The sequence below is a fragment of the Nocardiopsis dassonvillei genome, assembly GCF_964273065.1.
In the GTDB taxonomy this organism is placed as follows: domain Bacteria; phylum Actinomycetota; class Actinomycetes; order Streptosporangiales; family Streptosporangiaceae; genus Nocardiopsis; species Nocardiopsis dassonvillei_B.
On the sequence record NZ_OZ186815.1, the window covers coordinates 5,532,106 to 5,557,772 of the forward strand.

The 25,667-nt window shown below is 70.8% G+C and carries 20 protein-coding genes and 2 pseudogenes; 12 read left to right on the forward strand and 10 right to left on the reverse strand.

Annotated elements, in window-relative coordinates; translation table 11 throughout:
* Positions 1-386: 386 nt before the first annotated feature.
* The 4 genes from ctaC to ACSUPR_RS24785 all read left to right on the forward strand — a co-directional run bounded on the left by ctaC (position 387) and on the right by ACSUPR_RS24785 (position 4,881).
* Positions 387-1,334 (forward strand): aa3-type cytochrome oxidase subunit II, encoded by a 948-nt coding sequence (gene ctaC, locus ACSUPR_RS24770; protein ID WP_436887122.1) that lies wholly within the window; start codon positions 387-389, stop codon positions 1,332-1,334.
* Entirely contained in the window at positions 1,334-3,013 is a 1,680-nt protein-coding gene (ctaD, locus tag ACSUPR_RS24775) for an aa3-type cytochrome oxidase subunit I (RefSeq protein WP_436887123.1), read from the forward strand. The genes ctaC and ctaD overlap by 1 nt, the downstream gene beginning before the upstream one ends.
* Positions 3,014-3,019: 6 nt before the next feature.
* Positions 3,020-3,445: a cytochrome c oxidase subunit 4 gene (locus ACSUPR_RS24780; protein WP_436887124.1), complete on the forward strand. Its 426-nt coding sequence runs from the start codon at positions 3,020-3,022 to the stop codon at positions 3,443-3,445.
* Between the two features lie 167 nt (positions 3,446-3,612).
* On the forward strand, positions 3,613-4,881 hold the full coding sequence (locus tag ACSUPR_RS24785) for an Ig-like domain-containing protein (protein ID WP_436887125.1): 1,269 nt from the start codon (positions 3,613-3,615) through the stop codon (positions 4,879-4,881).
* A 39-nt stretch (positions 4,882-4,920) separates the two neighbouring features.
* Here the strand turns inward: ACSUPR_RS24785 and ACSUPR_RS24790 are convergent, their stop codons facing one another.
* The 3 genes and pseudogenes from ACSUPR_RS24790 to ACSUPR_RS24800 all read right to left on the reverse strand — a co-directional run bounded on the left by ACSUPR_RS24790 (position 4,921) and on the right by ACSUPR_RS24800 (position 7,786).
* Positions 4,921-6,045, reverse strand: coding sequence for a glycosyltransferase family 4 protein (locus tag ACSUPR_RS24790; RefSeq protein ID WP_436887126.1), 1,125 nt, complete (start codon positions 6,043-6,045; stop codon positions 4,921-4,923).
* A 179-nt stretch (positions 6,046-6,224) separates the two neighbouring features.
* Positions 6,225-6,800, reverse strand: a pseudogene (locus ACSUPR_RS24795) (hypothetical protein).
* A 74-nt stretch (positions 6,801-6,874) separates the two neighbouring features.
* Positions 6,875-7,786: a MerR family transcriptional regulator gene (locus ACSUPR_RS24800; protein WP_436887127.1), complete on the reverse strand. Its 912-nt coding sequence runs from the start codon at positions 7,784-7,786 to the stop codon at positions 6,875-6,877.
* Between the two features lie 306 nt (positions 7,787-8,092).
* Between ACSUPR_RS24800 and ACSUPR_RS24805 the strand changes: the two are divergent.
* Positions 8,093-8,703 (forward strand): annotated as a pseudogene (locus tag ACSUPR_RS24805) (hypothetical protein); the annotation flags it as partial.
* Here the strand turns inward: ACSUPR_RS24805 and ACSUPR_RS24810 are convergent.
* From ACSUPR_RS24810 to ACSUPR_RS24825, 4 genes are all read right to left on the reverse strand, one after another.
* On the reverse strand, positions 8,700-9,722 hold the full coding sequence (locus ACSUPR_RS24810; protein WP_436887128.1) for a C40 family peptidase: 1,023 nt from the start codon (positions 9,720-9,722) through the stop codon (positions 8,700-8,702). The pseudogene ACSUPR_RS24805 and the gene ACSUPR_RS24810 sit on opposite strands and share 4 nt — an antisense overlap.
* A gap of 267 nt (positions 9,723-9,989) precedes the next feature.
* On the reverse strand, positions 9,990-10,991 hold the full coding sequence (locus tag ACSUPR_RS24815; RefSeq protein ID WP_436887129.1) for an NlpC/P60 family protein: 1,002 nt from the start codon (positions 10,989-10,991) through the stop codon (positions 9,990-9,992).
* Positions 10,992-11,261: 270 nt separating this feature from the next.
* Positions 11,262-12,635, reverse strand: a complete 1,374-nt coding sequence (locus ACSUPR_RS24820; RefSeq protein WP_436887130.1) for an NYN domain-containing protein — start codon at positions 12,633-12,635, stop codon at positions 11,262-11,264.
* Entirely contained in the window at positions 12,632-12,913 is a 282-nt protein-coding gene (locus ACSUPR_RS24825; RefSeq protein WP_436887131.1) for a hypothetical protein, read from the reverse strand. The genes ACSUPR_RS24820 and ACSUPR_RS24825 overlap by 4 nt, the downstream gene beginning before the upstream one ends.
* Positions 12,914-13,036: 123 nt before the next feature.
* On the opposite strand from ACSUPR_RS24825, the gene ACSUPR_RS24830 reads away from it, so the two are divergent.
* Genes ACSUPR_RS24830 through ACSUPR_RS24840 form a run of 3 tightly spaced genes read left to right on the forward strand, consistent with a single transcriptional unit; the run spans position 13,037 to position 15,838 of the window.
* Complete coding sequence (locus ACSUPR_RS24830) at positions 13,037-14,767, forward strand: DEDD exonuclease domain-containing protein (RefSeq protein ID WP_436887132.1); 1,731 nt, start codon at positions 13,037-13,039, stop codon at positions 14,765-14,767.
* The gene (locus ACSUPR_RS24835; protein WP_436887133.1) at positions 14,745-15,509 is read left to right on the forward strand and encodes a rhomboid family intramembrane serine protease; all 765 of its coding nucleotides are present in this window, start codon (positions 14,745-14,747) and stop codon (positions 15,507-15,509) included. Before ACSUPR_RS24830 ends, ACSUPR_RS24835 begins: the two co-directional genes overlap by 23 nt.
* Before the next feature lie 53 nt (positions 15,510-15,562).
* Positions 15,563-15,838, forward strand: coding sequence for an Lrp/AsnC family transcriptional regulator (locus ACSUPR_RS24840; RefSeq protein WP_436887134.1), 276 nt, complete (start codon positions 15,563-15,565; stop codon positions 15,836-15,838).
* A 60-nt stretch (positions 15,839-15,898) separates the two neighbouring features.
* Here ACSUPR_RS24840 and trpD read toward each other — a convergent pair whose 3' ends face one another.
* Together trpD and ACSUPR_RS24850 are read right to left on the reverse strand one after the other, a co-directional pair.
* Positions 15,899-16,984 carry an anthranilate phosphoribosyltransferase gene (gene trpD, locus ACSUPR_RS24845; RefSeq protein WP_436887135.1) on the reverse strand — a complete coding sequence of 362 codons (1,086 nt, stop codon included), beginning with the start codon at positions 16,982-16,984 and terminating at the stop codon, positions 15,899-15,901.
* A gap of 180 nt (positions 16,985-17,164) precedes the next feature.
* Complete coding sequence (locus ACSUPR_RS24850; RefSeq protein WP_436887136.1) at positions 17,165-17,602, reverse strand: hypothetical protein; 438 nt, start codon at positions 17,600-17,602, stop codon at positions 17,165-17,167.
* Positions 17,603-18,084: 482 nt separating this feature from the next.
* Here ACSUPR_RS24850 and ctaE point away from each other — a divergent pair, with 482 nt between their 5' ends.
* From ctaE to qcrB, 4 genes are read left to right on the forward strand one after another with little or no spacing between them, the layout of a single operon-like run.
* Positions 18,085-18,711, forward strand: coding sequence for an aa3-type cytochrome oxidase subunit III (ctaE, locus tag ACSUPR_RS24855; RefSeq protein WP_436887137.1), 627 nt, complete (start codon positions 18,085-18,087; stop codon positions 18,709-18,711).
* 17 nt (positions 18,712-18,728) lie between these two features.
* The gene (locus ACSUPR_RS24860; RefSeq protein ID WP_436887138.1) at positions 18,729-19,700 is read left to right on the forward strand and encodes a cytochrome c; all 972 of its coding nucleotides are present in this window, start codon (positions 18,729-18,731) and stop codon (positions 19,698-19,700) included.
* Positions 19,693-20,808, forward strand: a complete 1,116-nt coding sequence (gene qcrA / locus ACSUPR_RS24865) for a cytochrome bc1 complex Rieske iron-sulfur subunit (RefSeq protein WP_436887139.1) — start codon at positions 19,693-19,695, stop codon at positions 20,806-20,808. The genes ACSUPR_RS24860 and qcrA overlap by 8 nt, the downstream gene beginning before the upstream one ends.
* A 3-nt stretch (positions 20,809-20,811) precedes the next feature.
* Entirely contained in the window at positions 20,812-22,461 is a 1,650-nt protein-coding gene (qcrB, locus tag ACSUPR_RS24870; protein WP_436887140.1) for a cytochrome bc1 complex cytochrome b subunit, read from the forward strand.
* A gap of 772 nt (positions 22,462-23,233) precedes the next feature.
* On the opposite strand, the gene ACSUPR_RS24875 is transcribed toward qcrB, so the two are convergent.
* Positions 23,234-24,511 carry an IS256 family transposase gene (locus ACSUPR_RS24875; protein WP_436885469.1) on the reverse strand — a complete coding sequence of 426 codons (1,278 nt, stop codon included), beginning with the start codon at positions 24,509-24,511 and terminating at the stop codon, positions 23,234-23,236.
* Positions 24,512-25,667 lie beyond the last annotated feature (1,156 nt).

Below are 25,667 nucleotides of genomic sequence, written 5' to 3' on the forward strand. Positions count from 1 at the left end.
GGCGAACCCGGTTAAGGGTGTCGTAAACCCAGCGATACTCTCACCTTGTTCTCTCCCTGTGGGACGCCGGACCTCGGACGCACCCGCTGTGGACGCGGGCGCCGCCCGACACCCGGACGGGTGCCCCGGCCGCCCCACCGGGAGGGGGCCGGGGGAACGCCGGGCCGAGCCCCGCCGACCGCCGGGAGGGTCACCCCCCGCGGGCCGACGGGTCCGGCCCCACGGACCACCGAGCGTCCCGTATCACGGGCCTTCGGCAACACGCTGACCAGGCAAGCCCGTGAACGGGACCCTGGGCGGTTCGCGATAATGTTTCCCCTTGACAAGCTTTGGATACTTAGGCCGCCCGTGGAAGTCCACGGGCTACACCGCTGGGAAGGCAATCCGTGAGTCCGACCCGCCAAGAAAATCGGCGCTCCACTGCGCGCCGATGGGCACCACGCGGCGCCGCGCTCGCCGTGCTGGGGCTGGCCGCGACCGGCTGCGCGTCGAACGAGCTCACTCGTTTGGGCATGCCGGAGCCGATCACCGAGCAGGCCGAGCGTGTTCTCTCGCTCTGGCAGGGTTCCTGGGTGGCGGCTTTCGCGGTCGGCATTCTCGTGTGGGGACTGATCATCTGGTCGATCATCTTCCACCGCAAGCGCTCTGAGCAGCTGCCGCCCCAGGTGCGCTACAACATGCCCATCGAGGCGCTCTACACCGTTCTGCCCATCGTCGTCATCGCGGTGCTTTTCTACTTCACCGCGCGCGATCAGAACTACCTGCTGGACACCGAGCAGGAGGCCGACGTCCACGTCGAGGTCGTCGCCTTCCAGTGGGCCTGGCAGTTCAACTACCTGGACGCCCCCAAGGAAGAGGGCGGCGAGGTGCTGTTCTCCGAGGTGGGCATGCCCAACCCGGACGGCACCGCAGACCCGTCGACCCAGTCCACGCTGGTGCTGCCGGAGAACGCGGTCGTGCACTTCGACCTGTACTCCCCGGACGTCATCCACTCCTTCTGGATCCCGGCGTTCGGCTTCAAGATGGACGTCGTCCCCGGGCGCGACAACGCGTTCCAGGTGAACCTCAACGAGGGCACCGCCGGCGAGTACATCGGCCGCTGCGCCGAACTGTGCGGTGTGGACCACACCCGCATGCTCTTCAACGTCGAGGTCATGCCCGAGGACGAGTACGAGGCCTGGGCCGCCGAGCGGGAGCAGGAGACCGCCGCCGAGCAGACCGAGGCCGCCGACACCCCCGACACCCCGGACTCCGGCGAGGAGACCGGTGCCGAGGGCTCCGACGCCGAGGGCACCGGCTCCGGCGCCGACGAGGCCGAGGAGACCAACGAGTAATGAGCACCACCACGACCCCGACGCACACCGTGGCGTCCCAGGGGGTGCCGGGCCGCAAGGGCTCGGTCATCGTGAACTGGATGACGTCGACCGACCACAAGATCATCGGGTACATGTACCTGATCACGTCGTTCGCGTTCTTCCTGTTCGGCGGCCTCCTGGCGCTCCTCATGCGCGCCGAGCTGTTCTTCCCGGGCATGCAGGTGATGTCCAACGAGCAGTTCAACCAGCTGTTCACCATGCACGGCACGATCATGCTGCTGATGTTCGCGACCCCGCTGTTCGTCGGGTTCTCCAACATCATCATGCCGCTGCAGATCGGCGCCCCCGACGTGGCGTTCCCCCGGATGAACCTGTTCGGGTACTACCTGTTCCTGTTCGGCAGCCTCATCGCCATCAGCGGGTTCATCACCCCGGGCGGCGCGGCCAGCTTCGGCTGGTTCGCCTACACCCCGCTGTCCGACGCGGTCCGCTCGCCGGGCCTGGGCGGCGACCTGTGGATCCTGGGCCTGGCCGTCTCCGGTCTGGGCACCATCCTCAGCGCGGTCAACTTCATCACCACCGGCCTGTGCATGCGCGCGCCCGGCATGACGATGTTCCGCATGCCGATCTTCACCTGGAACACCCTGCTCACCAGCGTCCTGGTGCTCATCGCGTTCCCGGTGCTGACCGCGGCCCTGATCGCCCTGGGCGCCGACCGCATGGTCGGCACGCAGGTCTACAACGCCGAGCACGGCGGCGCCATCCTGTGGCAGCACCTGTTCTGGTTCTTCGGCCACCCCGAGGTGTACATCATCGCGCTGCCGTTCTTCGGCATCGCGACGGAGATCCTCCCGGTGTTCAGCCGCAAGCCGATCTTCGGCTACAAGAGCCTGGTGGCCGCGACGATCGCCATCGCCGGCCTGTCCGTGACCGTGTGGGCCCACCACATGTTCCCGACGGGCGCGGTGCTGCTGCCGTTCTTCTCGTTCATGACGTTCCTCATCGCGGTCCCGACCGGTGTGAAGTTCTTCAACTGGATCGGCACGATGTGGCGCGGCCAGCTCACCTTCGAGACGCCGATGCTCTTCACCATCGGCTTCCTGGTGACCTTCCTCTTCGGCGGCCTCACCGGTGTGCTGCTGGCCTCCCCGCCGATCGACTTCCACGTCACGGACTCCTACTTCGTGGTGGCGCACTTCCACTACGTGGTGTTCGGCACCGTGGTGTTCGCGATGTTCGCGGGCTTCTACTTCTGGTGGCCCAAGTTCACCGGCAAGATGCTCAACGAGCCCCTGGGCAAGTTCCACTTCTGGCTGCTGTTCCTGGGCTTCCACGGCACGTTCCTGGTCCAGCACTGGCTGGGCGCCATGGGCTTCCCGCGCCGCTACGCCGACTACCTGCCCGGCGACGGCTTCACCGAGCTGAACCAGATCTCGTCGGTGTCGTCGTTCGTGCTGGGCGCCTCGACGCTGATCTTCTTCTGGAACATGTACATCACCGCGAAGAAGGCGCCCAAGGTCGAGGTGGACGACCCGTGGGGCTACGGCTGCTCCCTGGAGTGGGCGACGTCCTGCCCGCCGCCGCGGCACAACTTCACGTCGCTGCCGCGGATCCGGTCCGAGCGTCCCGCGTTCGACCTCAACCACCCGCACGCCGCCGCCCCCGGCGCGGTCCCCGTCGGTGCCACGAAGGAGTAGGGGCGCATGAAGACGCAGGCCTATCTGTTCATGGGCGTCTCGACCTTCTTCGGTCTTGCGGCCCTGCTGTACATCTACTGGTCCTGGCAGGACACCGGCACCATCGAGTGGACCGGCACCACGGCGCTGGTCGTCTCCATCGGCTTCGGCTGGATGATCGGCTACTGGCTCTGGCAGGCGGCCCGCCGCAGCGAGCACTTCCACGGGCTTCCCGCGGAGGAGCGGCTCGACGGCGAGATCGCCGAGAACGCCGGCGAGTACGGGTTCTTCAGCCCGCACAGCTGGTGGCCGCTGTTCGTGGCCATGGCCGTGGCGTTCACCGCGGTGGGCGTGGCCATCGGCTGGTGGATGGTGATCATCGGCGCGTTCGCGATCATCCTCACCGCCATCGGCTGGATCTTCGAGTACTACCGCAAGGAGTTCCAGCACTAGCCGGAACACCGGGCACGGGCCCCGGCGGCGACCACACGGTCGCCGCCGGGGCCTTCTCTCGTCCGGGTGCGGAGGGCGCCGAGGGTACGGGAGCCGCCAATGCCGGGATTTCCCCCATGTCAGTTGTAGTGTATTGATCACTTAACGTGACATATGGGGGTTCTGTCATGAACCGACGAGTCCGGCTCGCCGGGCGTCTGGCCACCGGCGCCGTGGCGGCGGCCCTGCTGGCCACGGCCTGCACGGCCGCCGAGGAGGAGCCGCGGGAGGCGCCCCGGCCGCGGATCTCCATCACCCCGGGACCGGGGGAGACCGGGACCGCGCCCAACACGCCGGTGCGGGTCTCCGTCGAGGACGGCGTCCTCACGGACGTCACCGTCGAGCAGATCGGCCGGAAGCAGTGGGCCGGGGCGGAGGAGGGCCCCGAGCGGGCGCCGGTCACCGGCACCCTCGCCGAGGACGGCTCCTCCTGGGTCAGCGACTGGAACCTCGCCCCCGGCGGCCGGGTGGCGGTCTACGCCACCGCCGAGGGCGCCGGCGGCGGGCACACCGAGGTGGTCTCCGCCTTCACCACCCACGGGGTGGCGAAGGACGCCCGCCTGGCCGAACCCTTCGTGCTACCGCAGGACGGGCAGACCGTCGGGGTCGGCATGCCCGTCGTCGTCACCTTCGAGGAGCCGGTGGAGCACAGGGAACAGGTCGAGAACTCCATGCACGTCACCTCGGAGAAGGCCACCGAGGGCGCCTGGAACTGGGTGAACGGGACCACCGCCGTGTTCCGGCCGGAGAAGTACTGGGAACCGCACCAGAAGGTCGCCGTCGACCTGCGGCTGACCGGTGTCGAGGCCTCCGACGGGGTGTTCGGCACCTCCGACCGGCGCATCGAGTTCGAGGTCGGCCGCGAGCTCGTCGCCACCATGCACGTCCCCGACCACCGGATGCACGTGGAGGTGGACGGCGAGCGCGTACGCTCCATCCCCGTCAGCAACGGCAGGGCGGAGCGGCACTTCAACACCACCACGTCCGGGATCCACGTCCTCATGGAGAAGTACAGCAGGCTCGTGATGGACTCGGCGACCGTCGGCATCCCGCCGGGGTCGCCCGGCTACTACCGGCTCGACGTGGACTGGGCGGTGCGCACGTCCAACAGCGGCGAGTTCACCCACGCCGCGCCCTGGAACGGGAGTATCGGCCACGCCAACCGGTCCAACGGCTGCACCAACATGTCGGTCTCCGACGCCCGCTGGTTCCACGACAACACCCTGATGGGCGACGTGCTGAAGACCACCGGCACGGCGCGGAAGCTGGAGTGGGACAACGGCTGGGGGTTCTACCAGCGCTCATGGGAGGAGTGGCTGGAGCACAGCGAGACCGGTGAGCCCCAGGCCACCGACGCCGCCGCCACGCCCGGCAGCGTCCACGGCGACGGCCTGTGAGCGTCCGCCCGGGGGCGCCGACCGCCCACGGAAGGCCCCCTAGGGCGTCAGCAGGCCGGTGAGCCGTTCGCAGGCCCGGTCCCAGGTCCACTCCCGCTCGACCCACTCCCGGCCGCGTCCGCCCATCCGGGCGGCGCGGTCGGGGTCCTTCAGGAGCCCGATGACCGCCCGGGCCGTCGGCCCGGGCAGGGAGCCGTCGACGACGAGCCCCGTCTCCCCGGGCAGGACCGCGTCCGGGGCGCCCCCGGAGTCGCCCGCCACCACCGGCAGCCCCGCGGCCGACGCCTCCAGGTAGACGATCCCCAGTCCCTCCACGTCCAGGCCGCCCCGCCGGGTGCGGCAGGGCATCGCGAACACGTCCCCGGCGTCGTAGTGGGCGGGCAGCTCGGCCGCCGCGACCGGGCCGGTGAACACCACCGAGTCCATGCCGGCGGCCGCCGCCCGCAGCCGCCCGGCGGCGGGGCCGTCCCCGACGATGAGCAGGGCCGCGCCGGGCACGTCGGCCAGTACCCGGGGCCAGGCGCGCAGCAGCGTGTCCTGGCCCTTGCGGGGTACCAGCCGGGAGACGCACACCACCACCGGCCGACCGCCCAGCCCGTACCTCCCACGCACCTCCCCGCCGCCGGCCCCGGGGCGGAACCGGGCGGTGTCCACCCCCGGCGCGACCCGCCGCATCCGCGCCGCCGCCGACGCGGACAGCGCCCGGGCCAGGCGGCGCCGGGAGTACTCGCCCAGGTAGGTGACGGTGTCGGTGGTGTCCCCGATGCGGCGCAGCGCCTCGCGCGCACCCGGCAGCAGCGCCCACCCCGTCTCGTGCCCGTGGGTCAGCGCCACCTGGCGTCCCACGGTGTCCGCCAGGGACGCGGCGGCCAGGCCCAGCGGCGCGGCGGCCCCGTACAGCACGGAGTCGCAGCCCTCCAGGCGGGCGATGGCGGCCGCCCGGCGCGCCACCCGGGGCGAGGGCAGCAGCACCCTGGCGGAGTCGCGCACCACGGGGAACGGCAGCCGCAGGTCGAAGTGGGGATCGGCGGCGGCGTCGGCGGCGGAGGGGGAGGAGGTGTACACGACGACGTCGGGCAGACGCAGCGCCACCTCGTGGACGAAGGCCTCGATGCCCCCGGCCCGGGGCGGGAAATCGTTGGTGATGATCAGCGTTCGCGGCACGCCACGAGCGTAGCGGCGCGGGGCCGCCCGGCGGGGCCACCGCGGTGCGCGCGTGCCGGGGGAGGGGCCCCGGGGCCGCCCGGAGGGGCCCGGACGCGCCGCGGCCCCGCACCGGAACCGGTGCGGGGCCGCGTGCACGGGCCGAACGCCTAGATCGTTGATGGGAAAATGTGTCCTGGTCAGTGGTCGTACGCGACCAGCGATCGCTTGACCGGGGCACCGATCAACCAGTTGTGCCGGATCGCGGCGTTGAGCGCCCGGATGCGCTGGCACACCCTGGCCCACGGCCCCTCAGCGGTGGGCACCGCGGCGCTCCAGGCCGAGCTGGTTCTTCAACGTCCGGATGATCGCCTCCACCCGCTGGCGCAGCCGTCCCGGGAACGGGCGGGACGGCTCGTCCCTGCGGGCCGGGCGCACCAGCACATGGCCGGCCCCGGCGAACCCCCTGTCGCAGACCGCCACCACCGGCCCGGCCCCGCCCTCGTCCCCGGGGCCAGGCGGGTCAGGTGCCCGGTGTGCCCGGACTGGCCGGGCAGGCGGCCGAAGAGATGACCGATGGGCTCGGGGGCCGGGCGCGGCCAGCGGCGTTCGTCGCCGCAGCGCAGGAGTACCCGGGCGACGGCGGCGCAGAGGAGTTCGGCGTCGGTGAGCAGGGGCGGGCGCCCGGGGCCGGTGCGCTGTTCGGCCGAAGGGATCACGTCGTCGTCCAGATGGACGTAGAGCGCTGTCAGAAGGGCGTCAAGGTCAGCCTCCACACACCGACTCTTGACGCCCTTCGCCTTGAGCGCAGGCGTTTCAGGGATTTCCCATCGACGACCTAGGCCGTGTTTCAGGTAGCGGGTGGGTCTTGGGCGGACAGTTCTATGGCCAGTTCCATACAGCGCCATCGGGCCGGGGAGACGTCGTAGGGCATCTTGCCGATGGCTTCGAACGCGCTCATGGAGTCAGCCTCCCGCCTGCCAGAGCCGGGGCCGGCCCCGTCCTCGCCGTCATCGGCGGGAGCGGGATGCAAAGTGTCCCAGGCATCGAAGAGGGCATCGTCGTCCTTGTCCAGGCCGGACTCCTCGATGACGGCCTGCAGGGCGCTTTCGAAGGCGTGCCGCTCGGCGGCCACTCGGGCCACCCGTGGATCATCGGCGGCGACACTGTCATCGAGTGACTCCTCGGCGTCATCGATGCGGTCGGAATGCTCCCGCAGATCGGGATGCCTGGCCAAGGCGATGAAGCGGGTGGCCTGGACGGCCGCGCCGAGCGGGCCCAAGATCCGCTCAGTGACCAGCAGAGTGTCCAGATCCGCCTGACGCAGGGAACCCTCGGGCAGGCCCTTGAGACGGTCGGTGACGAAGTCGGAGAGCAGGCCCATCCGGCTGCCCTCGGTGCGCATCCGCCGCACGGCGACCCGTTGCCGCCCCAACTCCGCCTCCTGCTCGGCGAGGGTCTGCTCCAACCGCTCCAGGGTGCCCGCGACACCGTCTCCGCCGTCCGCACCGGCGGAAGCCGTGCCGGTGGTGAAGGCGTCACGGATGTCGTCCAGGGCGATCCCGGCGTCAGCCATCTTGCGGATCCACAGCAGACGGATCATGTCCTCGTACCCGTAGCGGCGGCGGTCATCACCGCCCCGCTCAGGCTCGGGGAGCAGCCCGATCTCGTGGTAGTGGCGAATCGCCCGCGGCGTGGTGCCGGCGAAGGCCGCCGCGTCACCGATCTTGACCTGGCGGGGTGGCATGAAAGACGAATGCAAGAGCAGGGACCTCTCCTCAAGGGACCGGGACGCAAGTCCACGAGACCACATGCCGTTACGGCAGGTGCAACTCGATACACGCCGCCCGCGCCGACACCAGGAAACGTGCCCCTCCTCCGTAACGACCGCAGGCCTGTCCTTTCCTGCCGGGACATCCGCACGGCGGCAGAGGGTTCACAACCGCTGACGAATCGCCGCGACCTGAACCGTCGCCTCGAACCGGATCGCAAGTTCATCGGACCGGGTCGCCACGGCCCGGTGCCGCTTGAGACGGCTGGTCCCGTATCCGACCGGGTACCGGGCCTTGTAGTCCTCGCGGCCGGAGAAGGGCGGACGGCCGTCGCCGCGTGGGAGCACCTGAGGTCGATGGACGGCACCCGGTGCGGTCGGGGCCTCCAAGGTCACGGTGGATCGCTCCGGCCTGGGCGAGGTGTGCGGGTACGGGCGGGATGTGTCCCATCACGCGTTCTACCGGGGTGCCGGGCTCATGCTCATCACCACTCCGGAGGGGTCGGTGTGCGCGTTCTCCCCGGCCCACCCCGAGGAGCTGGACGAACGCAGACAGGCCCTGCACCTGTTGCACGTCCGAACGTGTGCTCCGGGGTCGGCATCGAGACGGCGGCCGCCGGTCCGGGTTCTCCCTGGTGCGCCCGGCGCTGAGGAGCGAGCCCGACGACGGCCGGTTCCCGGGCCGGCTGCGCCAGCGGATCGAAGCGGTGATCCGGACGTTGGGGAACCGGCTCGGTCTGGAGCGCCACGCCGCTCGCACCACCGAGGGGCTGTGGGCGCGTGTGCGCCGGCGCATCGCGGCGCTCGACGCCGCGATCTGGCACAACCGGCTGGTGGGTGCCCCGGTCAAGCGGTCGCTGGTCGCCTACGACCACCGACCAGGGCACATTTCCCCGTCAACGATCTAGGGGCGCACGGCCGCGACGAAGTTGGCGCGGTAGTAGTCGCTCAGGGCCACGGTGCCGATCGGCTTGCCCGAGGTCGAGGCGTGGACCATGATGCCGTCGCCCGCGTACAGGCCCACGTGGCTGGGGCTGGAGCCGTAGAAGAACAGCAGGTCGCCGGGCTGCTTGTTCTCCCAGGAGACCCGCTGGCCCGCGTTGACCTGGTCGTAGGTGGTGCGCGGCAGGCTCACACCCGCCTGGGCCCAGGCCGCCTGGGTCAGGCCGGAGCAGTCGTAGCCGTTGGGGCCGGTGCCGCCCCACACGTAGGGCTTGCCGATCTGGGCGTAGGCGAAGTCCAGGGCGACCCGGGCGTTGCCCGAGGCCGGGCCGGTGTAGCTGGCGCCGCCCCCGCCGCCGCCCCCGCCCCCGGTGCTGCCGGCTCCGGTGTTGGCGGTGTTGGTGGTGGCCGCGGCCCGCTCCTCCTCGGTCAGGTCGGCGAGCAGGGCCTCCTGCTCCTCCATCTTCTCCTCGGCCGCCTCCGTGGCCTCCTCGGCCTCCTTGAGCGCCTCGGCGGCCTCCTCCTCCGTCTCGGCGGCCTCGGCCTCCAGGGTCTCCAGCTCCTCCAGCTCCTCCATGTACTGCTCGAGGCTGGTGTTGTGCTGCTCGGAGAGGTAGCTCAGGTCGGCCTGGTGGAACATCGCCTCCTCGGGGCCGCCCGCGCCGATGAGCTGGGTGGGGGAGGTGAAGTCGGTGCCGGTGTAGGCGAGGTTGGCCAGGGTGCGCACGCCCCGGCTCAGCGTCTCCACCCGCTCCTCGGCCTTCTCGAGGTCCTCCAGGATGTCCTCGAGCTTCTCCTCGGCGACCTCGTGGGCCTCCTTGGCCTCGTTGTAGGTCGCGTTGAGCTCGGTGAACTCCTCTTCGAGGCGTTCGATCTCCTCGCGGACCTCGTCGGCGGTCGGCTCGGCGTACGCGACCGCCGCGGGCAGCAGGAACGCCCCGCAGGCCAGGGCGGACACGACCGTCAAACGGCGCGATACGGACACGGTGGGAAACACCTTCCTCGAGGGAGGCGCCGACCGGAACAGGGGCTTCCGGGGTGTGGAGCGGGGGACCGGACCGGCGCGGTGAAGGGGCCGAAACACGTTCGGCGTTGAACACTAGTGCATCCCCCGGGCGCTCTCAACCTTTTCGTGATGTTCAGAACCATGGCCGGATATGGCCGAAAAGGGGGTGTAAGAATCGCGGTGAGACCCCCGCGAACGCCGCGAGGCCGCCCCCGAAGGGGACGGCCTCGGCGGAACCGGGGTGCGTCAGGGGCGCACGGCGAACTCGAACACGCCGCCCCAGTAGGCGGCCAGCCCGACCACCTCGATGTTGCGGCCGGTGCGGGGGGCGTGGACCATCTGCCCGCCGCCCGCGTACAGGCCGTTGTGGCTCAGCCCGGTGAAGAACATGATGTCGCCCGGCTGGAGGGCGTTGATGTCGTAGATGCGGTTGCCCACCTCGGCCTGCGAGTACGTGGTCCGGGGCAGGTCCACGCCGCCGGCCCGCCAGGACGCCTGCACCAGGCCGGAGCAGTCGTAGCCGTTGGGGCCCGTGCCGCCGTAGATGTAGGGCTTGCCGATCTGGGCGTAGGCGAAGTCCAGCGCCGCGCCGGCGCTGCCCGAGGCCCCGCCGGTGTAGGACTGGCCGCCGGAGTCGTTGGCGCCGGTGCTGGCGACGTCGGCGTCGGGGAACTCGGCGAGCAGCTCCTCCTGCGCCTCGATCTTCGCCTCGACCTCGTCCTTGGCCTCCTCGGCCTCCTCCAGCGCGTCCTCGGCCTCCTTCAGGGCCTCCTCGGACTCGTCCTTGAGGGAGAACAGCCGCTCGGCGGACTCGCCGAACTCCTCGAGCTGCGCCTGCTGCGTCTCGGACAGGTAGGTGAGGTCGGCGTTCTGCTCCAGCAGCCCCTCGGGGCCGTCGGAGGTGAGGATGTTGGTGAGCGAGTCCATGTCGCCGGACTGGTAGGTCGCGTTGGCGAGCTTCTGGACCTTCTCCTTGAGGGCCTCGTAGTTCTCCTGCTCGTCCCCGACCTGCTCGTCGAGCTCCTCGTACCGGGCCTCGGCGACCTCGTGGTCCTCCTTGGCCTGGTTGTAGGCCTCGACCGCGGCGGAGGCCTCCTCGTTGAGGCGCTCGATCTCCTCCTCCACCTCCTCGCGGGTGGGTTCCGCGTGGGCGGTGCCGGGGACGAGGAGAGAGCTTGCGACGACCGCTCCGATTCCGGTCGAGGCAGCGAGGCGGCGAGCCGTACGCCGACCACCGGTGTTCTTCATGGCGGGCCACGCTCCTTGGGGTGTGAAAATCCGCACGGGGGTGCTGGGGAGACGGGTACAGGGGAGGCACCCGCGTCCGGGACACGGGCACCGCTGGTGAGCGGCGGGACTCAACCGGAGGCACACGGGTGGTGTTCTATCCGGTAGAGCACTCACGTTCCCGCTAGAACCTAGCGGACCGTACGGCACGGCTCAACCACGCGGCCGGTCACATGGCACGGATCTCAGCGGGGCGGGGGGCCGGGTGCGGTGCCGGACACCGCCCCCGGGTCACCCGTGCGACTCCAGCCTGCGCAGGAAGATGGGCGAGGAGATCGCCCGCGCCCCGGCCCGGCGCACCGCGCCCACGATCTCCCGGTCGGAGGTGACCACGGCGATCGGTCGCCCGGGCGGCTCGGCACGCACCAGGCGCACGATCAGCTCGTCGGCGGTCTCGCCGGGGGCGCTGAACAGCAGCCGCACCCGCCGCGTCTGCGCCACCGCAGGCGGGGCGTCCACGTCGGCGCCGTCGAACACACAGGTGATCTCCGCCTTGGTCCGGCTGGCCAGCCCCTCCAGGGAGGACAGCAGCCGGGTGCGCTGGTCGGCCAGCGGCAGGGTCCCGTAGCCGGTCTTGGTGACGTTGTAGCCGTCCACCAGCAGGTGTACGCGCGGCACCGTCAGCAGGTGCTCCAGCAGGCCGGGGTCGTCGTCGGGCAGCCCGCCCAGCGACACCCGGCGGCGCTCGTCGGACTCGGCCGCCACCAGGTCCGCGGGGGAGTCCACCGCCGCCGGCAGCGCCAGCTCGCGGCGCAGCCCGTGGGAGGCGTCGACCAGCACGTCCAGCAGGACGCGCAGCCGCGCCTCGTCGGCGTTGCGGCCCGCCCGCACGGCCCGCCGGGCGTTCTCCACCTGGGCCTCGGCGGCCGCCAGCCGCGACTTCAGCCGCCGGTTCTCCGACTCCAGCGAACCGACCCGGCCGGTGGCCTCCGCAGCGCGCTCGTCGGCCTGCAGCGCCACCTCCTCGGCGTGCGCCGCCGCCTCCCGGGCACGGCGCCGCTCCGTGTGCACCTTCTGGCGCAGCTCGGAGATCTCGGCCTTGTGCTCCTTGAGCCGGGTGCGCAGCCGCTCCATCTCGACCCGGTGCTCCTCCTGGACCCGGGCCAGGCGGCGGTTCGCCTCCTCCAGGGCCTCCGCGGCCTCGTCGGCCTCCTTGGCCCCGGCCTCCCGCTCCAGCTCGCGGTGGACGCCCTCGACGATGTCGGCCCACCCGCGCGGACGCAGCAGGTAGGCGCAGGCCCCCACCGCCACGGGGTCGGCGGCCGGGGGGACCACGCCCGAACGCAGCCCCTCGGCCAACTCGGGCCACACCTGCTCGACCCGCTCGGCCACCAGGGACCGGAACGCCGGGTCGTTCTCCAGCTGGGCGGCGATCTGCGGCCCGGCGAGCCGGGCCCGGCGGCGCGGCTCGAACCGGGCCACCCGCCGCAGCGGGGCCGGCAGCTCGGAGGCGCGCATGCCGCCCAGCACGTCGGCCCCGTAGTCGACGACGCGGGAGCGCACGGGCTCGGGCAGGGGGCGCAGCAGCCGTTCCCCGTCCTCCTCCCGGCCGTGCGCGGGCACCGCCCCGCTCCCGGAGTCACCGGCCTCCGGGCGGGTGCTCATGCCCGACCCGTCGGGCTCTCAGCCGAAGTGTCGGAGACCGACCGGTCGGCGTCGGGGCGGGCGATGGTCTCGATGCGGTCCGCGGCCCCGCACCAGCGGCACGTGACCTGCTCGATCGTCTCGGACAGCACGCTGCGCTCCTCGACCCGGCCCTCACCCGACAGGTCCAGGTGCACGAAGTCCCGGGACCGGACCGTGCGCGTCACGTCGAACCGCGTGAGGTTGCCGCATCCGGTGCACCGCCACCGCTCATTGTCACCCGGCATCGCGATCCCCACGGTTCCTCCTCTTGGTCGTGTACGGCACGGGGCACGCGCCCCACCACCCACATCTTTCCACGTCGGGTGGCCGGGACCGGAGGGCGGCCGTGTTCGGTCGTCACCTCCGAATACCCTGACCGGGTGGTTCGACGGTCCGCGGCGCCCGAAGGCGTGCAACTCGACATCGGTGACATCGGCACCCCGCTGGGCGCCGTGTCCTTCGTCGTGCTCGACCTGGAGACCACCGGCACCAGCGCCACCAACTCCCGGATCACCGAGGTCGGAGCGGTGCGCGTGCGCGGCGGACGGGTCGAGGAGGAGTTCACCTCGCTCGTGGACCCCGGAGTGCTCATCCCCGCCGAGATCACCCTGCTGACCGGCATCACCCAGTCCATGGTGGCCACCGCCCCGCCCGTGGAGGAGGTGCTGCCCCGGGTGCTGGACTTCCTCACCGCCCGCGAGAACACCGCCCTGGTCGCCCACAACGCCCCCTTCGACGTCGGGTTCCTCAAGGCCGCCTGTGAGCGCCACGGACTGGCCTGGCCGGACCCGCCGGTGGTGGACACCCTGCGCCTGGCCCGCGCCGTCCTGCCCCAGGGCCAGACCCGCAACCACCGGCTGGGCACCCTGGCCGCCTTCTTCGGCTCACCGGTCACGCCCAACCACCGGGCCCTGGACGACGCGCGCGCCACCGTCACCGTCCTCACCGGGCTCGTCGACCGCCTCACCCGGCTGGGGGTGGGCAGCCTCGAAGAGCTGCGCGCGGTCACCAAACCGCCCACCAAGGCGCAGCGCGCCAAGCGGCACCTGGCCGAGGGGCTGCCCGAACGCCCCGGCGTCTACGTGTTCACCGACGCGCGCGGCGCCGACCTGTACGTGGGCAAGAGCAACAACCTGCGCCGCCGGGTCGCCTCCTACTTCACCGCCGCCGAGAACCGGCAGCGCATCCGGGAGATGGCGGGCGTGGTCGCGGGCGTCACCCCCATCGTGTGCGCCACCGACCTGGAGGCCTCGGTGCGCGAGTTGCGCATCATCGCCGAACGCAAACCCCCCTACAACCGGCGCTCGCGCAACCCCGAGCGGGTCCGCTGGGTCACCCTCACCGCCGAGGCCTACCCGCGCCTGTCCGTGGTCACCACGGTCAAGGACGACGGAGCCCCCTACATCGGCCCCTACACCTCGGCCGCCGAGGCCGAGCAGGCCAAGGAGGCGCTGCTGCACGCCCTGCCGCTGCGGCAGTGCACGCACCGGCTCACCCCCGGCGGCACCGCCGGCGTCGCCCCCTGCGTGCTCGCCCAGATGGGCCGCTGCGGCGCGCCCTGCGACGGCACCGAACCCCTGGCCGCCTACCTCGGACACGCCGACGCGGCCCGGACCGCCATGACCGGCGACCCCGACGCCGTCGTGGCCGCCCACACCGGGCGCATCGCCGAACTCTCCGCGGCCCTGCGCTACGAGGAGGCCGCGGCCCTGCGCGACCGCCTCGCCGCGTTCCTGCGCGGCGCCCGCCGCGCCCAGCGCATGGGCGCCCTCGCCGCCGTCCCCCACCTGGTCGCCACCCGGCGCGGCCCCACCGGCTGGGACACCTGCGTGGTCCGCCACGGCAGACTGGCCGCCAGCGCCGTCCTGGAGCCCGGCACCGACCCCGCCGCGTTCCTGGGCGCCCTGACCGCCACCGCGGAGACCGTCGAACCGGCGGTCCCCCCGCTGCCCGCCGCCCTGCCCGGGGAGACCGAGCTGATCCTGGCCTGGCTGGACCACCCCGCCACCCGCCTGGTGGAGATCGACGGCGAGTGGACATGCCCGCTGCGGGCCGCCGAGGCCCACACGGAGATGACACACTGGGCGCATGGCCGCGCTACCGCTCAATGACGACCACCCGGTCCGCCGCACCCCCGTCGTCGCCTACCTGCTGATCGCGGCCAACGTCCTGGCCTACCTGATGTCGCCGCAGGCCACCACCGCCGTCTGGTACCCGTCCGACATGGTGGAGCGGTTCTGCGCCATCCAGGACTACTTCATGCGCTGGGGGGCCGTCCCCGCCGAGATGTTCGGGCACACCGCCCTGGCCGAGCCGGTCGTCCCCCAGTGCGGGAGCATCACGGGCAAGCAGGTGTGGCTGTCGGTGTTCGCCTCCATGTTCGTCCACTCCGGCGCCGCCCACCTGGCGGGCAACATGGTCTACCTGTTCGTGTTCGGCCCGGTGGTGGAGGACCGGATCGGGCGGCTGCGGTTCCTCGCGCTGTACGTGCTCACCGGCCTGGCCGCCGCCTACGGGTTCGCCCTGGGCGACCCGCAGGGCCAGATCCCCATGGTCGGCGCCTCCGGTGCGATCTCCGGGGTGCTCGGCGCGTACCTGGTCGTGCAGTTCCGCAGCCGGGTCACCACCCTGGTGTTCGGCATGGTCCCCATGCGCCTGCCCGGATGGGCCCTGGTGGGCAGCTACTTCGTCCTTCAGTATCTTCTCTACGTCACCACATCGAACGCCCCCGGTGCGGGCTCCGGCGTCGCCTACGCGGCGCACGTGTACGGATTCGTCGCCGGGGTGGTCGTGGGATGGGTGGTCTACCGGCTGCGATGGCGCTCCGGGACGCGTCTCTCCGACGTCTACTAGCCGCGCGCGGCCCGCAGGACCTCCGCCCGCGCCGACACCGCCCAGGAGGCACAGTGATCACCGCGATCGTCATGATCAAGGCCGACGTCCACCGCATCCCCGAGGTCGCCGAGGCCATCGCCGAGATCGACGGCGTGAGCGAGGTCTACTCGGTCACCGGCGGGGTCGACCTCATCGCCATGGTGCGGGTGCGCCGCCACGAGGACCTGGCCGAGGTCATCCCGGGACGCGTCAACAAGGTGCCCGGCGTGATCTCCTCCGACACCCACATCTCCTTCCAGGCCTACTCCAAGCACGACCTGGAGTCGGCCTTCGCCATCGGCTGGTAGCCGCACACGCCAGGGGGCGGGCACCGCGCCGGTGCCCGCCCCGCCTTTCCCGCCAACGGTCTAGGCGCTCTTGGCCAGCTCCTGGCTGGTCTCCACCCAGGCCGCCAGGGTCCGCTCGGCGGCACCGCTGTCGACCGCGGCCACCGCCCGCTCGTACCCGGCGCGCACCGCGTCCACCAGCGACCCCTCGACCCCGTCGACGGCCGCCAGCGCCGCACCCGCGTTCAGCAGCACCGCGTCGCGCACCGGACCCGTCCGGCCCGCCAGCAGGTCCCGCACCGCCCGGGCGTTGAACTCCACGTCGCCGCCGCGCAGCGCGTCCGGCTCGGACCGCCCGATCCCCAGGTCGGCCGGGTCCAGCGACTCGCGCCGGGCCTCGCCGCCGCGCACCACCCACACCGTCGAGGTCGTCGTGGTGGTCAGCTCGTCCAGGCCGTCGTCGCCGCGGAACACCAGCGCCGACGCGCCCCGGTCGGCGAACACCCCGGCCATCACCTCGCACATGCGCTCGTCGAACACGCCGATGGCGGCCGCCGTGGTCTGCGCCGGGTTGGTGAGCGGTCCCAGGAAGTTGAACACCGTCGGCACCGCCAGCTCGCGGCGCGGCTTGGCGGTGAACCGGAACGAGGGGTGGAAGACCGGCGCGAAGCAGAAGGCGATGCCCGCCTCCCGGGCCACCCGCACCGTCAGCTCCGGCGGCAGGTCCAGGACCACGCCCAGCCGCTCCAGCACGTCCGCCGTGCCGCAGGAGGAGGACGCCGCCCGGTTGCCGTGCTTGACCACGCGGGCCCCGGCCGCCGAGGCGACGATCGCCGCCATCGTCGACACGTTGACCGTGTGAGCCCGGTCGCCGCCGGTACCGACGATGTCCAGGGTGGGACCGGGCACCTCGATGCGGATCGCGTTGTCGAGCATGCCGCGGGCCAGGCCGGTCACCTCCGACACGCTCTCGCCCTTGGCGCGCAGCGCGATCGCGAAGCCCGCGATCTGTGCGTCGGTCGCCGAACCGGACATGATCTCGTTCATCGCCCACGCCGTGTCGGCGGAGCTGAGGGTGGTCCCGCCCAGCAGGGCGGTGATGAGGTTGGCCCAGGTCCGCTCGGCGACGGCGGAACTCTCTCGGGGCTCGGGGGCGGGGACGTTCATTCGGACTCCATGGGTGACAAGGGCATGGGGCCGCGCTGTGCCGTCGGGGAACTCAGCGCGACCGGGGACGGGACGGGGGACCCCCGCGCCATCGCCCGGTGTCGGCGCCGTGGTTCAGGGCCCCGCCCACCACGCGGCGACGGCGCATGTCCCTCTCGCCGTTGTCACTCGCCACCCGGGTCACCCGCTGAGCGCGGTGAGCCGGCGGCGCATCAGCTCCGCCAGGGAACCGGCCAGCGCCACCGGGTCGATCGGGTGGCTGACCACCTGCTCGGCCTGCGACCAGGTCGCCAGCCAGCCGTCGTCGCGGCGGCCCACCAGCAGCAGCACCGGGGGGCACTGGTAGATCTCGTCCTTGACCTGGCGGCACAGGCCCATGCCGCCGACCGGGGCGGCCTCCCCGTCGAAGATCGCCACGTCGATGCGCAGGGAGGGGTCGGTCTCCTCCAGCCTGCGCAGCACCATCGGCGCCGTGGCGCACTCGACGATCTCCACCCTGGGCACGTCCGCGGCCGGGCGGCGGCCGATCGCCAGGCGCACCTGCTCGCGGGTGTCGGCCTTGTCGCTGTAGACCAGCACGCGCATCCGGGCACCCGTGTCCGTACCGCTGTCCACCATCGCGCAACCGTCCCATCGCTTCGGACCAGGGCCGCCGCCGTGGGGGGTGCGGCCGAGGCGTTCGTTGGCTGTATGCCTCTGACTCTATTGCCTTGCGGTCCCGGTGCCCAGGAGTTCCGGATCCGCCGGTGCGGGGCTGAGACCTTCGACACCACAGGATGCCAGTACCGCCCCGGGCTGCGCTAACCGGCCCCGGGACGGGCGTTGTGCAACGGTGACCGTTTCGTTGCCCCGCCGTTGGCCGAAGGGGATTGAAGGGGTTTCGAGGCGGGTACGGATCGCCTCAGCCGCGCGGAGAACGCGCGCGGGGCCGTCCACCGGCGCGTCGGACCGGGCCTCCGGTCGGCCGGGACGGTACAGTAACGCCCGAGTCACGGAGAAAGCCCTGCCCCCGGGCCCCGGGACGGTCCGTACCGGCACTGATCGGCCGCCTTACGGGGGGTCGAGTACGGACCTCCGTGAGATGCCGTAATAATGCTCCCGTGGCGACAGCAACCGCGAACCCAAAAACAGCACCGACACCGGCACATGGTGCGGCAAAGCGTCCTGACCTGGTGAGCGTTGGCACCATCGTTTGGCTGGCCAACGAGCTCATGTTCTTCGCTGCGCTGTTCGCGATGTACTTCACCATCCGATCGGTGATCAACGGCAACCCCGACCTCGGGGCATGGCCCGACACGCACCTCAACGTGCCGTGGGCGTCGACGATCACCGTGGTCCTCGTGGCTTCCAGCTTCACCGCTCAGGCAGGCGTCTGGGCCGCCGAGCGCGGTGACGTGAAGAAGCTGCGCATGTGGTTCTTCATCACGTTCTTCATGGGCCTGTTCTTCGTTCTGGGACAGGCGTACGAGTACTACGAACTCATCGCGCACGAGGGCCTGACCCTCCAGTCCAGCCCCTACGGGTCGATGTTCTACCTGACCACGGGCTTCCACGGACTCCACGTCATCGGTGGTCTGATCGCGTTCCTCATCATGCTGGGACGCACGTACGCAGCGAAGCGCTTCACTCACCAGCAGGCGACCAGTGCGATCGTCGTGTCCTACTACTGGCACTTCGTCGACGTGGTCTGGATCGCTTTGTTCGCAACCATCTACTTCATCCAGTAACCCGAAACGGGGAAACCGTGAAATGGATTACCGCGCGGCGACGGCATCCCCTTGCGGGGTATGTCGTCGTCATCCTCGCGCTTGCCCTGTTCGGGGTGGGGTACGCCGCAGTGGCGCCCACCTCCGACCAGGCGCAGGCGCAGACCCTCGCCGCTGACGTCCCGTCCCCGGAGGACGTGGACGTCGCCGAGGGCAAGACCATCTTCGACCAGACCTGCGCCTCGTGCCACGGTCTGGACGGGTCGGGCGGCCAGACCGGCCCGGACCTGCGCGACGTCGGTCCCGCGGCGATCGACTTCCAGGTCAGCACCGGCCGCATGCCGTCCATGAACCCGGACGCGCAGATGCCGCGCAAGCCGATGGTCATGACCGAGCAGGAACTGGCCAACCTGATCGCCTACTACAACGAGTCGATCCGCAACGACGGTAGCGGCGCCGACGTCCCCTACGACGTTCCGGACGCCGCGCCGAGCTTCGACGACTTCAAGCCTCTCCGCAGCGACTTCGACAGCGAAGAGGCCTACCACGAGGCCGTCGAGGAGGCCGAGGCCGAGTACGAGGCCGCCCTCGAGGAGTACCAGGCCGAATACGACTCCTACATCTCCGGTGCCGACGACACCGAGATGGGCATGCGCCTCTACCTGACCAACTGCGCCCACTGCCACGGCTGGTCCGGCGGCGGCGGCGCGCTCACCGACGGCCGGTGGGCTCCCGAGATCCACGACTCGACTCCGCGTGAGATCTACGAGGCCATGGTCAGCGGCCCCGGCGCCATGCCGATGTTCAGCGACGGCGTCCTCGAGCCGGAGGAGAAGCAGGAGCTCATCTCCTACGTCAAGACCCTCCAGGCCGAGCCGAACGCCGGTGGCATCTTCGACCTCCAGCGGGTCGGCCAGGTCGCCGAAGGCCTGATCGGGTGGGTCGTCGGCCTCGCCCTGATCATCGCCTGCGCGATCTGGATCACCGCGAAGCAGCGTGCCCATGACTGAGAACAACACCAACCGCACCGGTGACGAGACGCCCGAGCGCGTCGTCGGCACCCCCACGGACGAGAAGCCCGTCGTGACCGACACGGCCCGGTCCGAGAGCGACCACGGCGGCCCCTACCCGGCCTCCGAGACCCACTTCATGTCCGAAGAGGTCCAGCGGCGCGGCGAGAAGGTCGCCTCCCTCTGGTTCGTCCTCGCCTTCCTGGGCGGGATCGGGTTCCTGGTCGCCTACTTCGTCTTCACCCCGGGCGACATCGCCGACCCGCAGCTCGGCCAGTACTCGAACGCGCTCCTGGGTGGTTCGCTCACCCTCTCGCTGTTCGGTATCGGCGCGGGCATGACGGTCTGGGCCCGCAAGGTCATGCCGCACTACGAGGTCTCCTCGCCCTACGACGAGCTGCCCTCCAGCGACAAGGAGAAGGGGTCCTTCAGCGACTTCTTCATGCAGGGCGCCGACGAGAGCGGGTTCACCAAGCGCCCGCTCATGCGCCGCACCCTCATCCTGGCGATGGTGCCGCTGGGCCTGGCCCCGGTCGTGCTGCTGCGCGACATGGGCCCCCTGCCCGGCGACAAGCTGAAGAACACGCCGTGGGAGAACGGCCGCCGCATGTACGTCGAGGGCACGCACCGCTACGTGCGCGCCGAGGACCTGGAGAACGACCCGTACGGGATGATCTCCGCCCTCCCCGCCGTCGACGACGAGCACTACCCGCACGGGATCAGCCTCAACGACGCCGCCAAGTCCGTCATCCTGCTCATCAAGATGCCGGCCGAGGACTGGAAGTCGGGCATGGAGGAGGAGATCGAGGTCGACGGTGAGTCCGCGTCGCGTCTGAACTGGACGCACAACGGGATCATCGCCTACTCCAAGATCTGCACCCACGTGGGCTGCCCCGCGGCACTCTACGAGCGCACGACGCACCGCATCCTGTGCCCGTGCCACCAGTCCACGTTCGACGCGTCGGACGCCGCCAAGGTCGTCTTCGGCCCGGCCCACCGGCCGCTGCCGCAGCTGCCCATCGGCGTCGACGATGAGGGCTACCTCATCGCCAGGGGCGACTTCACGGAGCCGCCCGGTCCGACGTTCTGGGATTACGCGAAGGACTAGTCGATGAGCAAGACCACGCAAGCACCCAAGGCGCTGCGCGGCGTCGGCAATTTCATCGACGACCGCTTCCACGCCGCCAAGATGGGCGAGAAGAACCTGCGCAAGGTCTTCCCGAACCACTGGTCGTTCATGCTGGGCGAGATCGCGCTGTACTCGTTCATCATCCTGCTCCTCACGGGTGTCTTCCTCACGCTCTGGTTCAAGCCGAGCATGATGGAGGTCGTCTACGACGGGCCCTACGAGCGCCTCAACGGCGTCGTCATGTCGGAGGCGTACGCCTCGACGCTGCACATCGACTTCGCGGTGCGCGGTGGATTCCTGGTCCGCCAGATCCACCACTGGGCCGCGCTGATCTTCGTCGCGGCGCTCGTGGTGCACATGCTCCGCGTCTTCTTCACCGGGGCGTTCCGCAAGCCGCGTGAGATCAACTGGCTCATCGGCGTCGCGATCTTCGCCCTGGCCATGGTCGAGGGCCTCTTCGGCTACTCGCTGCCGGACGACCTGCCCTCCGGCATGGGCGTCCGCATCCTCCAGGGCGTGATGCTCGCGCTGCCGCTGGTCGGCACGTACGTCTCGATGTTCCTGTTCGGCGGGGAGTTCCCCGGCGAGGACATCATCACGCGCCTGTACATGCTGCACGTGCTGCTGATCCCGGCGATCCTGCTGGGCCTCATCGTGGCGCACTTCATGATCCTGTGGCACCAGAAGCACACCCAGTACCCCGGACCGGGGAAGACGGACAAGACCGTGGTGGGAACCCCGATGTTCCCCGGCTTCGCGGTCAAGGCCGGCGGGTTCTTCTTCTTCACGTTCGCCGTGATCGCGGGTCTGAGTGCGTTCGTGCAGGTCAACCCGATCCACCTGTTCGGGCCCTTCACCCCGACGTCCATCACCTCCGGGCTCCAGCCCGACTGGTACATGGGCTTCATGGAGGGTTCGCTGCGCATCTTCCCGAACTGGTTCGACTTCCAGATCTTCGGGTACGCGATGCCGACCGCCGTGCTGGTGCCGGGTCTGATCATTCCGGGCATCATCTTCGGCGGACTGGCCGCGTGGCCGTTCCTGGAGCAGTGGATCACCGGTGACAAGCGGGCGCACAACGTGGCCGACCGGCCGCGCAACGCCCCGGTCCGCACCGGTGTGGGCGCCGCGGGCATCACGTTCTACGGGGTCCTGTGGCTCGCCGGGTCGAACGACATCCTGTCGGAGACGTTCTCGATCAACCTGTACCTGACCACGTACATCTTCCGTGTACTGGCCATCGTCGGGCCGGTCATCGCGTTCTACGTCGCCAAGCGCATCTGCCTGGGCCTGCAGCGCCGTGACCGGGAGACCCTGGAGCACGGGTACGAGAGCGGCATCATCCAGCAGCTGCCCAGCGGTGAGTTCATCGAGGTGCACAAGCGCAACTCGGAGGAGACCACGGAGGTGCTGGCCAGCAAGCCGGTGATCACCTCCACGGCCCTCACCGAGCCGGAGGAGGACGACAAGGGCGTCAGGAACCCCGCGTCGCGCAAGCCCATGGGCCGCTTCCGCCGGGCCCTCGCGGAGTGGTACACGAAGGACAACGTGTCCTTCGACGGGGTGGACCCGCACACGGGTCACCACCTCCACCACTCGGACGAGGTCATGAAGGAGCACGCTTCCCACTGACGGTGAGAAGCCCCGCAGGGACCCGGCCTTGGGCCGGGTCCCTGCGTTTTTCGGGGGGGGTGACCCGGAATTCCCGCCCCGTCTGAGGGGGGGAGGTGGTTCCTCTGCCGACCATCGTGTGTCTGTCTTTTCAGGGCTTTCAACGCTGTCCTGGGCGGGGGTTCGCTGTCCGGGGTTCAGGGCGCCTCCGGAGGGCGGGTCGTCTCCGACTCCAGGGGGTGAGGGCGGGCGTTCCCCAGGTCCCGGACACAGGGGTGGTGAGGGCCGCGGGTGGGTTTCCCGGCCCGGGCTCAGGGGGTGGGGGAGGGGGTTGTGCTGGCGCCCCGGGGGGGGCTCGTCGGACCGGGGGCCTTGGCCACAGGCGTGAACCCTTGTGGGTGCCTCCGCCGCGGGGGTGAGGGTCGCTGGCGGGTTTGCCGCCCCAGGCACAGGGGGGTTAAGGGGGGAGACCCGGGAGCTCCGGTCCAGGGGGTGAAAGCCGCGGGAGGGCTCCCCGCCCCAGGCACAGGGGGGTTGAGGGGAGGAGAACCGGGACCTGCACCGCAGGGGGTGAAAGCGGGGAAGAACCTCGGCCCCGGCCTCAGGGGGGTGGACGGACTTGGAGGTTTCCAGGAGGGTCACCCGTTGGGAAGGGCGGTCTGTGGGGGCGCCCGGCAGCAAGCGTTGGTTTCCAAAAGCCCGGCCGCTTGGGAAGGTACAGACTGCGGAGCGTGGGCCCGTCCCGTCGCAGTCGGCGGGTGTGTCAAGTTAAGGGTGTAACTGTTTTTCTTGGTCACTGGCGTGTCGCGGTCAACCGCCCGTCGAAGGCCAGATCGAACGCGTTCAGCGCTCGCTTCCACCGGCCGGCCCACTTCACCGCACCCGCCCCGGTCGGATCCAACGCCATCAACGCCAGATACACGCACTTGAGCGCGGCCTGCTCGTTGGGGAAGTGTCCCCGGGCCTTGACCGCACGCCGGATCCGGGCGTTGATCGACTCGACCGCGTTCGTGGTGCAGATGACCCGCCGGATCTCCACATCGAAGGCCAGGAACGGCACCATCTCCGCCCACGCCTGCTCCCACAACCGCACGATCGCCGGATACCGCTCACCCCACACCGAACAGAACTCGGCGAACCGCTCCCGGGCGGCCTCCTCGGTCGCCGCGGAGTAGACCGGCCGCAGCGCGCCGGCGACCTTCTGCCGATCGGCGACCGAGGCGTAGCGGAAGCTGTTGCGCAGCAGGTGCACGATGCAGGTCTGCAGCACCGTGCGCGGCCACACGGCCTCGACCGCCTCGCCCATGCCCTTGACCCCGTCGGCCACCAGCATGAGCACATCGGCCACCCCGCGGTTGCGCAGCTCGGTGAACACGTGCGCCCAGTACTTGGCACCCTCACCGCCCTCGCCCGCCCACAGACCCAGGATGTCGCGCTCGCCCTCGGCCGTCACCCCGAGCACGACGTAGACGGGCCGGTTGGTGACCTGGCCGTCGCGGATCTTGACGTTGATGGCGTCCACGAACAGCACCGGGTAGACGGGGTCCAGGGGCCGGTTCTGCCACTCGGCCATCCGGTCCATCGCACCGTCGGTGATCGTGGAGATGGTCTGCTTGGACACGTTCGCCCCGTAGACCTCGGCCAGGTGGGCGCAGATCTCGCCGTGGGTCAGGCCGCGGGCCGAGAGTGAGAGCACGATGCCGTTGACGCCGTTCAGGCGGCGCTGGCGCTTCTTGACGATCTGCGGCTCGAAGGAGCCGTCGCGGTCGCGGGGCACGTCGAGCTCGACGGGGCCGGCCTCGGTGGTGACGGTCTTGGAGCGGGTGCCGTTACGGGCGTTGCCGCTGCCGCTGCCGTTGCCGGGCGCGGAGCGTTCGTGTTTGGCGTAGCCCAGGTGGGCGTCCATCTCCGCTTGCAGGACGTTCTCCAGGGTGGTCTTGGTCAGGCGGGACAGCAGCCCGTTCTCGCCGACCAGGTCGATGCCCTCGGCCTTGGCCTTGGCGACCAGTTCCGCGACCAGCTCTTCGTCCGACCTGCCAGTATCCTTCTTGACCTGCGCCTTGTCACTCATGGTGAACTCCTACCCCCTTGGAGTTACACCCTTATCTTTACAGTCCCCAGTCGGCGTGCGGCAGACCACCAGGCCGGGGCGTTGGGCTCACATCGACTGTGGTGGGGGTTTACGGGGCGGGTGCGCGCGAGGCCTGCCCCGCCCGAGGCCTGCCCCGCCCGGCCACACAGGTCCACGGAGGAAGGGTCCGCCTGCGAACCCGCCGGTCGCACCCGACCTCGCTTGTAACACCAACCACAGCCGGGGTAACCCCAGCCATGAGCGCCCTCCCGCACCACAGGGGGTGAAAGCCGCAGGCATCTTCCCGCCCCGACCCCAAGGGGGGTGGAGGGAGGAGGGAGCGCTGGCCCTCGCCACCGGCCCGGGACTGCCCAGCCAGGCCCGGTGCGGGTGTTCGGTGCCGGCCGTTCCCAAGTGGGAGAGGTCCTTCACGGCCTTCACCCCGGGGTCCAGGGGTGGGAGGTTCTCCGCGGCTTTCACCCCCTGGGGCCGGGGGTGGGAGTGTTCGCTCGGGTTCACCCCCCTGTGGTGCCGGAGGGCGCTCATGGCTGGGGTTACCCCAGCGGGGGCTGGTGTTACAAGCGAGGTCGGACAGGCCCGTCCCTTTCCAGGCGGACCCTTCCTCCGTGGACCTGTGTGGCCGGGCGGGGCAGGCCTCGCGCGCACCCGCCCCGCAAGCCCCCACCACCCGGGACGTCCGTCGAACGCCCAGGTCTGGTGGTCTGCCGCACGCCGACTGCGGCGGGACGGGCCCACGCTCCGCAGTCTGTACCTTCCAAGCGGCTGAGCCTTTGGAAACCAACGCTTGCTGCCGGGAGCCCCCACAGACCGCCCTTCCCAACGGGTGACCCTCCTGGAAACCTCCAAGTCCGTCCACCCCCCTGGGGCCGGGGCCGAGGTTCTTCCCCGCTTTCACCCCCTGGAGCGGAGGTCTCGGTTCCCCCTCCCTCAACCCCCCTGTGCCTGGGGCGGGAAACCCTCCTGCGGCCTTCACCCCCTGTGGCGGAGGTCCGAGCGATGTCCTTCGGCTGTGGCCGAGGGCTCCAGGGGAGAGAACGACCCCCCTGGGGTGCAGCTCCCGGTTCCCCCTCCCCGCCCCCCTGTGTCCGGGGCGGGAAACCCTCCTGCGGCCTTCACCCCCTGGAGCGGAGGTCTG